Source organism: Sandarakinorhabdus sp. FBCC-B8862 (assembly GCF_059745315.1).
Genome location: NZ_CM185574.1, coordinates 1,569,474 through 1,580,840, shown reverse-complemented (window position 1 = coordinate 1,580,840; position 11,367 = coordinate 1,569,474). Strand labels below are relative to the sequence as shown.

The window sequence follows — 11,367 nt, the reverse complement described above, 5'->3', positions numbered from 1 at the left end:
ACGGGCTTATTTCTGGGCAGGGGGCGGCGCGCTGTTCAGCGGGGCCAGCGCGGCGCGCAGGCGCGGCGCATTGGCGGCCATGGCAGCATCGATCTTGGCGCCCACCAGCCGGGCGGTCTGCAGGGCGATTTCCTGGGCGACGGCGCCCTGTTTGGCCTGCATCTTCATGCCCAGCGGGCTCTTGTAAAAGGCGATCAGGGCGTTGAGCTCGGCCGCCGTATATTGCCGGGCATAGGCCTGGGCTGCAGCGGCCACCACCGCATTCATGTTCTGGTTGATCACGCCTTGCGCGATTTCGGCCTGGATGGCGCCGGCCTTCTGCAGCACCGGATCAAATTTCGCCTTGTTGGCCTGATAGGCCGGGATGAAGCCCGGCTGCTGGGCCAGCATGGCGCCGATCACATTGCCGCGCTTCATCTGCGCCACCGTGCCGGCCATCTGCTTCTGCAACTGCGCCTTCAGGCCCAATTGCGCCACCAGCGCGTTGGCGGCCTGCATGGTGGCGGCATCGGCCTTCACCGGCGGCGGTGCCGGCGGGCCGGCCGGGCGGGCCGGCGGCGCGGCGGCGGTGCTGCCGATGGTGGCAACGGCGGCGATCAGGATGGCGTTGATGCTCATGGCAATTCTCCGATGCGGGCCGGATCAGGCCGCCACCGTGGCGGCCGCGGCAGCCCGGGCGCGCAGATATTGGTGCATCTGCGCCGCCACGTCACGCCCATCCCGCACCGCCCACACCACCAGGCTGGCGCCGCGCACGATGTCACCGGCGGCAAACACGCCATCCAGCCCGGTCATCATCGTCTTGTGGTCAACGCGGCATGTGCCCCAGCGCGTCACCGGCAGATCCGGCGCACCGAACAGCGTGGGCAGATCCTCCGCATCAAAGCCCAGCGCCTTGATCACCAGATCGGCGGGCAGGGTGAAGCGGTTGTCGGCATCCGGTTCGGGGGCGCGGCGGCCATCGGGGCCGGGCTGGCCCAGCCGCATGCCCTGCGCCACCACGCCGGCCGGCGTGATTTCGGCAGGAGCGGCCAGCCACACGAAGTCCACGCCTTCTTCCTCGGCATTGGCGACTTCGCGGGCGGAACCCGGCATATTCTCCCGGTCGCGGCGATAGAGGCATTTCACGCTGGCCGCGCCCTGGCGGATGGCGGTGCGCACACAGTCCATCGCGGTGTCACCACCGCCGATCACCACCACATGCTTGCCGGCGGCATCAAATTGCGCCGCATCGGCCAGCACATCGCCAAAGCCGGTCTTGTTGGCGGCGATCAGATAATCCAGCGCGGCCATCGTGGTCGGGCCTTCGGCGCCCGGCACCTCGACCTGGCGCGCCTTGTACACGCCGGTGGCGATGAGCACGGCATCATGGCGTTCGCGCAGCTCAGCCAGGCTGGCATCACGGCCCACGGCAAAATTCAGATGGAAATGCACGCCGCCGGCCGCCAGCCGCTCCACGCGCCGCATCACCACCGGCTTTTCCAGCTTGAAGCCGGGGATGCCATAGGTGAGCAGGCCGCCCGCCCGGTCATGCCGGTCATAGACATGCACGTCATAGCCCTTCACCCGCAGCGCTTCCGCTGCGGTCAACCCGGCCGGGCCGGCGCCGATGATCGCCACGCTCTGGCCGCTGCGGTCAGCCACCGGCTTCAGTGGCTTCACCCAGCCATTTTCCCAGGCGGTGTCGGTGATGAATTTTTCCACCGAACCGATGGTGACGCTGCCAAAGCCTTCCTCGATCACGCAATTGCCTTCGCACAGCCGGTCCTGCGGGCAGATGCGGCCGCAGATTTCCGGCATGGCGTTGGTGGCGGACGAGACTTCATAGGCCTCTTCCAGCCGGCCTTCCGCTGTCAGCTTCAGCCAATCGGGGATGTTGTTCTGCAGCGGGCAATGCACCTGGCAGAAGGGCACGCCGCACTGGCTGCAGCGGCCGGCCTGCTCCTCGGCCTTGGCCAGGATATAGGGGCGGCTGATCTCCAGGAAATCCTGCGCACGTTCGTCGGCAGTGCGCTTGGCCGGATAGGCCTGGTCCCGCTCGATGAACTTCAGCAATTTTGTTGCGCCCATGGCTGCCATCCCTTTCGATGGGATGCGCGAAACCATATCGCGACGCGCTTGTCACGCAAAAAGCGGGAGATTGGGCAACAATACTGCCCTTTTTGGAGCGAAAGCGGCGATTTCTGCCGATTATGCCCAAAAATTCATGGCCGATCCGGCCCTATCGCGCCCAGAGCCAGGCCAGCGCCGCGCCGCCGGCGATGATTCGATACCAGGCAAAAGGTGCAAAGCCATAACGGCTGACCAGCGCGACAAAGCCCTTCACCACCACCAGCGCCACCACGAAGCTGACGGCAAAGCCGATGCCGATGGCGCTGAGGTTGGAGGCATCGAGCGCGTCCCGGTTCTTCCACAGCATCAGCACGGTGGCGCCCGAAATGGTCGGCACCGCGAGAAAGAAGCTGAATTCGGCCGCGGTCTTGCGGTCTACCCCCAGCATCAGGGCGGCCATGATGGTGGCGCCCGATCGCGACACGCCGGGGATCATGGCAAGACATTGGCCGAGGCCGATCTTCAGCGACTGGCCGGCGGAAAGCGCTTCCACCCCCGAAACCCGGGCCTCGACCATGCGCCGTTCGATCCACAGGATCGCGATGCCGCCCAGGATCAGCGACACCGCCACCGTGGTCGGGCTTTCCAGCAGCGCCTCCACCGCCTTGATGAACAACACGCCCATCACCGCGGCCGGCAGGAAGCCCAGCACCACGTTGCGCAGGAAGGCAAAGGCCCCGGCATCGCGCCGCAGCAGCCCCTGCGCCACGCCCATGAAGCGGCCCCAATAGGCGACCAGCACGGCCAGGATGGCGCCGGACTGGATGGCGATGTCAAAGGTGGCGCCGGCCTCCCCCGAAAAGCCCAGCAGCTCGCCAGCCAGGATCAGGTGGCCGGTGGAGGACACCGGCAGATATTCGGTCAGCCCCTCGACAATGCCGAGCAGGATGATGGTGAGAAGATCGGGCTGGTTCATCAGGCGGCCTTGGCAAAGCGACCGCCGCGGCGGAAGCGTTCCAGCATGGCCGGCACGAAGGCGGCCAGCGGCGTGGGGGTGACGCCCAGATCGGCCAGACCCGGCATGCCGGGGCCGACGATATTGCCCTTCTTCAGCATGGCGAGCTGATCGCTGTTCATCGGCATGAAGGGCAGCACGTCACCCAGCTTGGCCAGCAGGCCCGACGTGAAGTCCGACAAGGGCACCACCGGCCGGTCAAGCCCGGTCAGGTCTGAAATCATCTGCAGGATGGCGGTGAAGCTGAGCACATCCGGCCCGCCCAGTTCATAGGTCTGGCCGCGCGCCGCCGGCGTGTTCAGCGCCGCCAGCACCGCATCGGCGACATCATGGACATAGACTGGCTGGAACAGGCTGCTGCCCGAAATCGCCGGCAGGAAGGGCGCGATGCGCGCCATCCCGGCAAAACGGTTGAAGAACTGGTCTTCCGGCCCCGCCACCAGGCTGGGGCGCAGGATGGTGGCGCCGGGGAAGGCGGCCAGCACCGCCTGCTCGCCTTCGCCCTTGCTGCGGGCATAGGCGATGGGGCTGCCGGCATCGGCCCCGATGGCGGACACCTGCACGAAACTGCGCGCGCCCGCCGCCGCTGCCGCCCGGGCGGCCCGGCCGGCGCCTTCGGTTTGCAGCAAATCAAAGCGCTGATTGCCCGATTCGGCCAATATGCCGACCAGGTTCACCCCGGCCGCCGCGCCGGCAAAGGCTGCCGCCATGTCGGCATCGCTGGCAATGTTGCCGGAAACCACCTGGATCTGGCCCAGATCGCCCAGCGGCTTCAGGAACAAGGCGCTGTCGGCATGGCGCGACACGGCGCGCACTCGGCAACCGGCCCGTGCCAGCACCTGCACCACATAGCGGCCGATGAAGCCGGCTCCACCCACCACCGTCACCAGTTCGCCCTGGGCCAGGGGGGGCACCCCGTTCACGCTGTTTGCCATCATGGCGGCAGGGTTTAGCGGCAGTTGCCCGCCCTGTCTTGGGCCATCTTGCCCCCGGCGCGGTGCCCCCGGAAAAATCGGTAGAAAATCGGTTGGCAGCGGTTGACAAGCCCGCCGCCAGCCCATAACAGCCGCCACCTACCGCGCTGCGAAAGCGGCGCCGTGCCCAGATGGCGGAATTGGTAGACGCACCAGCTTCAGGTGCTGGCGCTCGCAAGGGCGTGGAGGTTCGAGTCCTCTTCTGGGCACCATCTTTCGAAAAGGCCGCTCTTCGGGGCGGCCTTTTTTCGTTGCGTGGGTGGTATCGTCCGGGCCAAATCGCCGCCATGATCCGCACCTTCCTGCTCGCCGCCCTGATCGCCGCTCCCGCCGCCGCGCAAACCCTGCCGGTGGCCGAGGCGGATTTTGTCACCCGCGATTTCCGCTTCGGCGATGGCCAACTGCTGCCCGAGCTGAAGCAGCATTATCGCACCCTGGGCACGCCGCAGCGCGATGCGGCAGGCGATATCACCAACGCGGTGATGATCGGCCATGGCACCGGCGGCACCGGCGCCCAGTTCCTCACACCCCAGTTCACCCGCCTGTTCGCGCCCGGCGCGCCGCTGGATCTCGCCACCCACTTCATCATCCTGCCCGATGCCATCGGCCATGGCGGCTCGTCCAAACCTTCGGATGGGCTGAAGATGGCCTTCCCGGCCTATGACTATGCCGACATGGTCCGCGCGCAGGGCCTGCTGCTCGATCATCTGAAGGTGAAGCGGCTGCGGCTGCTGATGGGGACATCGATGGGCTGCATGATGGGCTTCCAGTTCGGCACCGATCTGCCCGGCCGCGCCGCCGCGATCATGCCGCTGGCCTGCAATGTCATCCCGCTGGCCGGGCGCAACCGCATGTGGCGGGCGATGGCGATCCAGGCCATCAAGGCTGATCCGGAGTGGAACGGCGGCAATTACAGCAAACAGCCGCTGAACGGCCTCAGGGTTGGTGTGGCGTTGCAGGCGATGGCGAGTTCGGCCCCGGTGAGGATGCAGGCCGATTGGCCGACGCGTGACCTCGCCGATGCTGCCGCCGAACGCGCCATGGCGCAGGGCCTGGCCGGCAGTGCCGACGCCAACGACCGCATCTATCAGCTGGAGGCCAGCCGCAATTACAACCCGGCCCCCAATCTCGCCCGCATCACCGTGCCCATCACCTGGGTGAACAGCGCCGATGATTTCATCAACCCGCCTGGTGTCGGCGATGCCACCGCCCACGTGAAGGCCATGCCGGAGGGCCGCTTCGTGCTGATCCCCGAAACCGCCGCAACCCGCGGCCACAGCACCCACACCTGGTCGGTCTTCTGGGAGGGGGAACTGAAGGCGCTGCTGGCGCGGAGCAAGTGAGGGGCGCGCCGGCCAAACAACCCCAGTCATGCTGGCGCAGGCCAGCGCCCACTGTGCCGATCGAGCCCAATTGTCACCCGGCCGGCCCACGCCCCCCGATGGATGCTGGCCTGCGCCAGCATGACGGGAAACGCCGATCTTACACCGGGCATTTCCCCGCGCCCGGCCCCTTGACAAAGCGCCCGGCCGCCGCCCCGGTTGGCTCGCCGCCCTTCAGCACCTGCACACCGTTCACCCACACATGGGCGACCCCGGTGGCATATTGCGCCGGCTTCTCGAAGGTGGCGTGATCGATGATGGTCTTGGGGTCAAACACCACCACATCGGCGAAATAGCCAGGCTTCAGCAGCCCGCGCTCCTTGATGCCCATGTTGGTCACTGGCAGGCTGGTCAGCCGCCGCACGGCGTCCGCCAGCGTGGTCGTCTTCTCCTCCCGCACATAATGGCCGAGCAGGCGGGCGACATTGCCATAGGCGCGCGGATGATCCTGGGAGAGCAGGAACACGCCCTCGGCACTCGGCGCCCCGGCATCCGAACCAAAGCTCATCCACGGCAGCGCGGTCTGCCGCTTCACATTCTCCTCGCTCATCAGGAAATAGGCGGTGCCGACCCGGCTGCCATCCTCGATCACCAGATCGATGGCGGTGTCTTCCGGGCTGGTCCCCCGCATCCGCGCCACTTCGCCCAGCGTCTTGCCGGTCAGCGGCTTCAGCTTGGGGTTCTTGAAACCGAGCAGCAGCACCTTGTCGGGATCGCCGGCGCGGCGGGCGAGATTCTCCCAATTGGCATTCTCGTCCATCATTTCGGCTTTCACGCGGGCGCGGATGGCCGGGTCCTTCATGCGCTCGATCCAGGCTTCCAGCCCGCCCGATTGCACCCACAGCGGCATGGCGGCATCCAGCCCGGTGGCGCCGGCGGTATAATTATACATGTTGGCGGTGATGCGGATGCCGTCCTTGCGGGCGGCTTCGATCTTGCCGATGATCGTGTCCAGCTTGCCCCAGTTGCGCCGGCCCGACATTTTCATGTGCCAGATTTCGGCCGGCCCACCCGATTGGCGGGCAATCTCGATCAGCTCGTCCACCGCCTGTTCGATGCGGTCCCCTTCCGATCGCATATGGCTGATATACATGCCGCCACAGGCAGCGCTGGCCTTGGCAAGGGCGATCAGTTCCGGCGTTTCGGCATAGGCGGCGGGCGCATAGATCATCGATGTGCCCAGCCCCAGCGCGCCCTCGTTCATGGCGGCGCGCACCAGCTTCTGCATGCGGGCAAGTTGCTCCGGTGTGGGATCGACATCGCTTTCACCCACCTCGTGCACGCGCACCGTGGTGTGGCCGACGAAACTGGCGACATTGGGCGCAATGCCCTTTTTCTCCAGCGTGGTCAGATACTCGCCCAGCGTCGTCCAGCTGATGGGATATTTGATGTCGTCCTGCCGCAGCAACGCCAGCCGCTTCATCTCGGGGTTCAGCGGCCCCATCGAATTGCCTTCGCCCATGATCTCCAGCGTCACGCCCTGGCGGATGTCGCTCTGCGCCCGACCGTCGACCAACAGGCTTTCGGTGGCCCAGCTCAACATGTTCACAAAACCCGGCGAAATCGCCTGGCCCTGCACATCGGTGACGGTGGCGCCCTTGGCCACAGCGGCCGGCGGCGCGCCCTGGCCGATGGCGGTGATACGGTCCCCCTCCATGGCCAACCAGCCGGCATAGGGCGCGGCCCCACTGCCATCAACGATCAGGCCACCGGTCAGCACCACCGGCCTTGCCAGCGCCGAACCGGCCATCAGCACTGCGGCCAGTGCGATCATGCGGGTCATGTCATCCTCCCCCTTGTTGGCGGGGAGCTTAGGCCGGCTTCAGCGCGGCAACAAGGCGGCGATGCCGGCCAGCACCGGTGCCAGTTCGGCCCCGCGGCTGCCCACCAGTGGTGCCAGCACCGCTGCCACCCGTTCCGGCCGTGCCGCCTCGGCCAGCCCGGTCAGCAGACGCCATTCATCGTCGCTGATCTGCGGCCGGCAGGGCTGGTGCAGGTGGATCGGCCGGGCCGCCCGCCGGGCCAGCCCCACGACAAGACAACGCAACAGATGCTCCAGCCCAAGCCCGCCGTCGCCAAAGCCGCGCTGCAGCAGCAGATGCACATGGGCATCACGCCCCTGGCCCAGCGGCCGTAGCATCGCGATGCGGCGCAGGCACCACAGAAGATCGCGCAGGTGTGGCGGCAGCGGATCGGGCTGCTGCTGCGGGCCAGATCCGCGCCCGCCATCCCAGGGAAATTCTGCCGCATGCCGCACGAACATCGCTTGTCCTCCAAGTCGGCTGCAGCATGACATGTTGCGAATGATTTGCAATAGCGATAATGACCATCACCCGTGTCACTCTTGCAATACAGTCGGCAAAGATATATCTTAAGACTTCCACTGCCCCCTGGAGTCACCGCCATGCATTTCCGTTTCCGCTTTGACCGCGATGGTTTTCACAAGGAATTCAGCACCGGCTGGTCCCGTCGCAGCGGCCGCTGGGCCGCCTTTGCCAAGGCCTTTGCCGATGAGTTCGGTGATGGTTTCGATGGCCCGCCGCGCCCCGAAGGCCCGCGCCGCCGCCGCCGCTTTGGTGCCGAAGCCATGCGGCTGGTGTTGCTGCATCTGTTGAAGGACGAACCGCGCCACGGTTACGACCTGATCAAGACCATCGAGGAAAAGTCCGCCGGGCTTTATTCGCCGTCGCCGGGCATGATCTATCCGATGCTCAACATGCTGGCCGATGAAGGGCTGATCGCCGAAGTGGCCGGCGAGGAAGGCCGCCGCCGCTATGCCATCACCGATGCCGGCCGCGCCGCGTTGGATGAAGCCGAGGATCAGTTGAAGGAGGCGCTGGAGCGCCTCGCTGACATGGCGCGCTGCAACGGTGACCGCACCAGCGATCCGCTGCGCGAGGCCATGCACGATGTGCGGCAAGCCGCCCGCGATGCCGTGCGCGACGCCGAATCCCGCGCCGAGCGCGCCGAAGCCATCGCCGCCATCCTGCGCGAAGCGGCGGAGAAGATCGGCAAGCTGTGATGCCCACATCCTCCCCCTTGGGGGAGGTGGCGCCAATCCTCCCTGCCCGAAAGGCGGGGAGGGGGACCGCCGAAGGCGGTGGAGGGGCCGCGACGCAAGGGAGCGGCCAGGGCCATGCCTGTCGGCCCCCTCCGCCCTGCGGGCACCTCCCCCAGAGGGTGAGGATCTCGGGGCCGCGCCCTACCCTCTCGGCGCGGCTGCCCGCTGCAGGCGGTCGTTGATGGCGAGGCCCAGCCCATGGCGCGGCACCGGCGCCACCGCGATGGCGGGCCGACCACTGGCCTCGGCGGCGTGCAGCAGATCGAACAGGCGGGCGGCGGCCTCCACCAGGTCGCCGCTGGCTGAAAGCGTGGCATCGCCGGCCACCGGGCCAAAGCCGATGTGAAACTCGCCCGGAGCCGCCGTCACCGCGTCCAGCCGCACCGGCTGGGCGGGGGCATAATGGGAGGCCAGCATGCCGGGGGCCTGGACCCTGGCGGCCAACTCCGTCGCCAGCGGCGCACCCGCCACGGCCGCGATCGCCTCCACCGCCACCGCGCCCGGCCGCAGCAGCCGCCAGCCGGCCTGCTCCACCGCCACAATGGTCGATTCGACCCCGGCGGCACAGGGCCCGGCATCGATCACCGGCACATCGGCAAGACTGGCCAGCACATGGGCCGCACGCGTCGGCGAAATCCGCCCCGATGCATTGGCCGATGGCGCCGCCAATGGCCCGACGGCGCGCACCAGTTGCTGCATCACCACATGCGCGGGGCAGCGCAGCGCGATCGTCTCCAGTCCGGCTGTCACCAGCGATGCCACCGGCGCGTCCGCCCGGCGTGGCAGCACCAGGGTGAGCGGCCCCGGCCAGAACGCTTCCGCCAAGTGCAACGCCAATGGCGAAAAATGCGCCAACGTCTGGGCCTGGCCCACATCCGCCACATGCACGATCAACGGGTTGAAGCTCGGCCTGCCCTTGGCGGCATAAATCCCCGCCACCGCCGCGCCATCATCGGCCCGCGCCGCCAGGCCATAGACCGTCTCGGTCGGCACCGCGACCAGCTCGCCGGCGCGCAACCGCTCGGCAGCTGCGGCAATGCCGGCGGCGTCGGGCTGCAACAGGCGGCTTCCGGCTTCCATGGCTCGCGTCTATACCGGGGCAAACGCCAAAACGGAAACCTGCGATGCCCTACACCGCCCCCACCACCGAGCAACGCTTTGCGCTGGATGTGATTGCCGATCTGCCCGACCTTGCCGCGCTGCCGGCCTATGCCAATGCCAGCCCGGACATGGTGGACGCGATCCTGGCCGAAGCCGGCAAGCTGGCCAGCAATGTCTTCGCGCCGCTGAACAAGGTGGGTGACCGCACCCATGCCCGGCTGGATGATGGCGTCGTCACCCTGCCGCCCGGCTTTGCCGAAGCCTACAAGCAATATGTCGAAGGCGGCTGGGCCGGGCTGGGCGTGCCGGAAGCGCATGGCGGGCAGGGCCTGCCCTTTGCCGTGGCGGTCGCGGTGCAGGAGCAGCTGACCAGCGCCAACATGGCCTTTGCGCTGTGCATGATGCTGTCTCAGGGCGCGATCGAGGCGCTGGCCGCCCACGCCAGCCCGGACCTGCAGGCGCGCTACCTGTCCAAGCTCGTCACCGGCGAATGGACCGGCACGATGAACCTGACCGAGCCGACCGCCGGCAGCGATGTCGGTGCGTTGAAGTCCCGCGCCGAGCCCAATCCCGATGGCACTTGGCGCATCAAGGGCACCAAGATCTTCATCACCTGGGGCGAACATGACGCGGCCGAGAATATCGTCCACCTTGTCCTCGCCCGCACGCCCGACAGCCCGCCGGGCACCAAGGGCATCAGCCTGTTCCTGGTGCCGAAGTTTCTGCCCGATGGCACCCGCAACGATCTGAAGTGCGTGGGCCTGGAGCACAAGCTGGGCATCCACGCCTCCCCCACCTGCACGATGAGCTTTGGCGACAATGATGCCTGCATCGGCTGGATGGTCGGCCCCGAAAACGGCGGCATGCGCGCCATGTTCACTATGATGAACAACGCCCGCGTGCAGGTGGGCCTGCAGGGCGTTGCCGTGGCCGAAGCTGCCACCCAGCACGCGCTCGACTATGCGCGCACCCGTGTGCAGTCGGCCAAATTCGGCGGTGGCCGCGAACCGGTGCGCATCATCGAACATGCCGATGTGCGCCGCACGATCATGACAATGAGGGCGCTCACCGAAGCGGCCCGCGCGCTGGTCTATCTCAACGCTGCTGCGGTGGACCGCGCCCATGCCGGCGACGCTGAGGGCCAAGGGCTGGCCGATCTGCTCACCCCGATTTCCAAGGCCTGGGCCACCGATATCGGGGTCGAGGTCGCCAGCCTTGGCGTGCAGATTTTTGGCGGCATGGGCTATGTCGAGGAAACCGGCGCCGCCCAGTTCCTGCGCGATGCCCGCATCGCCCCGATTTACGAAGGCACCAACGGCATCCAGGCGATGGATCTGGTCGGCCGCAAGCTGCATCAAGACGGCGGCGCCCACTGGAAGGCGCTGCTGGGCGAGGTGCGTGCCACGCTGTCCGATCTGGGCGAGGATGCGGAGCTGAAGCTGATCACCCCCTGGCTGCAGGATGCGCTCGATTCGGCCCACACCACCTCGCTGTGGCTGGCCGCCGCCAACAACCCGGATGATGTCGCCGCCGGCGCCACGCCCTATCTCAAGCTGATGGGCCTCACGCTCGGCGGCTGGCTGCTGGCCAAGCAGGCGCTCGCCAGCCGCGCCCACCCCGATCCGCAGTTCGCCGCCGCCAAACGCGCCACCGCCCGCTTCTTCGCCGAACAATTGCTGCCGCAGGTGCAGGCGCTGGCCGCCAGCGCCATGCGCGGGGCGAGCCTGTTCTACGCGATTTCGGAGGATGGGCTGGCGGCAGTGTGAGTTCTCCGGGCTTAAT

General features: G+C 67.4%; 10 protein-coding genes and 1 tRNA gene. 4 read left to right on the top strand and 7 right to left on the bottom strand.

Annotation, left to right across the window (positions count from 1 at the left end; translation table 11 throughout):
* Positions 1–6 precede the first annotated feature (6 nt).
* The 4 genes from AC6BOR_RS07735 to AC6BOR_RS07720 form a co-directional block, all read right to left on the bottom strand.
* The gene (locus AC6BOR_RS07735) at positions 7–618 is read right to left on the bottom strand and encodes a DUF2059 domain-containing protein (protein WP_498060593.1); all 612 of its coding nucleotides are present in this window, start codon (positions 616–618) and stop codon (positions 7–9) included.
* Positions 619–642: 24 nt separating this feature from the next.
* Positions 643–2,070 carry an NAD(P)-dependent oxidoreductase gene (locus AC6BOR_RS07730; RefSeq protein WP_498060592.1) on the bottom strand — a complete coding sequence of 476 codons (1,428 nt, stop codon included), beginning with the start codon at positions 2,068–2,070 and terminating at the stop codon, positions 643–645.
* A gap of 151 nt (positions 2,071–2,221) precedes the next feature.
* Positions 2,222–3,028: an undecaprenyl-diphosphate phosphatase gene (locus tag AC6BOR_RS07725; RefSeq protein WP_498060591.1), complete on the bottom strand. Its 807-nt coding sequence runs from the start codon at positions 3,026–3,028 to the stop codon at positions 2,222–2,224.
* On the bottom strand, positions 3,028–4,005 hold the full coding sequence (locus AC6BOR_RS07720) for a complex I NDUFA9 subunit family protein (protein ID WP_498060590.1): 978 nt from the start codon (positions 4,003–4,005) through the stop codon (positions 3,028–3,030). The genes AC6BOR_RS07725 and AC6BOR_RS07720 overlap by 1 nt, the downstream gene beginning before the upstream one ends.
* Before the next feature lie 161 nt (positions 4,006–4,166).
* Here AC6BOR_RS07720 and AC6BOR_RS07715 point away from each other — a divergent pair.
* Both AC6BOR_RS07715 and AC6BOR_RS07710 read left to right on the top strand, forming a co-directional pair.
* Positions 4,167–4,253, top strand: a tRNA-Leu gene (locus AC6BOR_RS07715).
* 75 nt (positions 4,254–4,328) lie between these two features.
* Positions 4,329–5,384 carry an alpha/beta fold hydrolase gene (locus AC6BOR_RS07710; protein WP_498060589.1) on the top strand — a complete coding sequence of 352 codons (1,056 nt, stop codon included), beginning with the start codon at positions 4,329–4,331 and terminating at the stop codon, positions 5,382–5,384.
* A 139-nt stretch (positions 5,385–5,523) separates the two neighbouring features.
* Here AC6BOR_RS07710 and AC6BOR_RS07705 read toward each other — a convergent pair whose 3' ends face one another.
* Both AC6BOR_RS07705 and AC6BOR_RS07700 read right to left on the bottom strand, forming a co-directional pair.
* Positions 5,524–7,206, bottom strand: coding sequence for an N-acyl-D-amino-acid deacylase family protein (locus tag AC6BOR_RS07705; protein ID WP_498060588.1), 1,683 nt, complete (start codon positions 7,204–7,206; stop codon positions 5,524–5,526).
* A gap of 39 nt (positions 7,207–7,245) precedes the next feature.
* On the bottom strand, positions 7,246–7,686 hold the full coding sequence (locus AC6BOR_RS07700; protein ID WP_498060587.1) for a hypothetical protein: 441 nt from the start codon (positions 7,684–7,686) through the stop codon (positions 7,246–7,248).
* A 141-nt stretch (positions 7,687–7,827) separates the two neighbouring features.
* Between AC6BOR_RS07700 and AC6BOR_RS07695 the strand changes: the two genes are divergently transcribed.
* Complete coding sequence (locus tag AC6BOR_RS07695; protein WP_498060586.1) at positions 7,828–8,445, top strand: PadR family transcriptional regulator; 618 nt, start codon at positions 7,828–7,830, stop codon at positions 8,443–8,445.
* A 180-nt stretch (positions 8,446–8,625) separates the two neighbouring features.
* Here the strand turns inward: AC6BOR_RS07695 and AC6BOR_RS07690 are convergent, their stop codons facing one another.
* Complete coding sequence (locus AC6BOR_RS07690; protein ID WP_498060585.1) at positions 8,626–9,564, bottom strand: L-threonylcarbamoyladenylate synthase; 939 nt, start codon at positions 9,562–9,564, stop codon at positions 8,626–8,628.
* A gap of 44 nt (positions 9,565–9,608) precedes the next feature.
* Between AC6BOR_RS07690 and AC6BOR_RS07685 the strand changes: the two genes are divergently transcribed.
* Positions 9,609–11,351 carry an acyl-CoA dehydrogenase family protein gene (locus tag AC6BOR_RS07685; RefSeq protein WP_498060584.1) on the top strand — a complete coding sequence of 581 codons (1,743 nt, stop codon included), beginning with the start codon at positions 9,609–9,611 and terminating at the stop codon, positions 11,349–11,351.
* Positions 11,352–11,367: the final 16 nt, after the last annotated feature.

Bases quoted from the DNA above. Each gene is read 5' to 3' on its own strand.
- AC6BOR_RS07705 (WP_498060588.1), bottom strand. From the start codon at position 7,206: ATGACCCGCATGATCGCACTGGCCGCAGTGCTGATGGCCGGTTCGGCG.
- AC6BOR_RS07685 (WP_498060584.1), top strand. From the start codon at position 9,609: ATGCCCTACACCGCCCCCACCACCGAGCAACGCTTTGCGCTGGATGTG.
- AC6BOR_RS07735 (WP_498060593.1), bottom strand. From the start codon at position 618: ATGAGCATCAACGCCATCCTGATCGCCGCCGTTGCCACCATCGGCAGC.
- AC6BOR_RS07720 (WP_498060590.1), bottom strand. From the start codon at position 4,005: ATGATGGCAAACAGCGTGAACGGGGTGCCCCCCCTGGCCCAGGGCGAA.
- AC6BOR_RS07725 (WP_498060591.1), bottom strand. From the start codon at position 3,028: ATGAACCAGCCCGATCTTCTCACCATCATCCTGCTCGGCATTGTCGAG.
- AC6BOR_RS07700 (WP_498060587.1), bottom strand. From the start codon at position 7,686: ATGTTCGTGCGGCATGCGGCAGAATTTCCCTGGGATGGCGGGCGCGGA.
- AC6BOR_RS07690 (WP_498060585.1), bottom strand. From the start codon at position 9,564: ATGGAAGCCGGAAGCCGCCTGTTGCAGCCCGACGCCGCCGGCATTGCC.
- AC6BOR_RS07730 (WP_498060592.1), bottom strand. From the start codon at position 2,070: ATGGGCGCAACAAAATTGCTGAAGTTCATCGAGCGGGACCAGGCCTAT.
- AC6BOR_RS07710 (WP_498060589.1), top strand. From the start codon at position 4,329: ATGATCCGCACCTTCCTGCTCGCCGCCCTGATCGCCGCTCCCGCCGCC.
- AC6BOR_RS07695 (WP_498060586.1), top strand. From the start codon at position 7,828: ATGCATTTCCGTTTCCGCTTTGACCGCGATGGTTTTCACAAGGAATTC.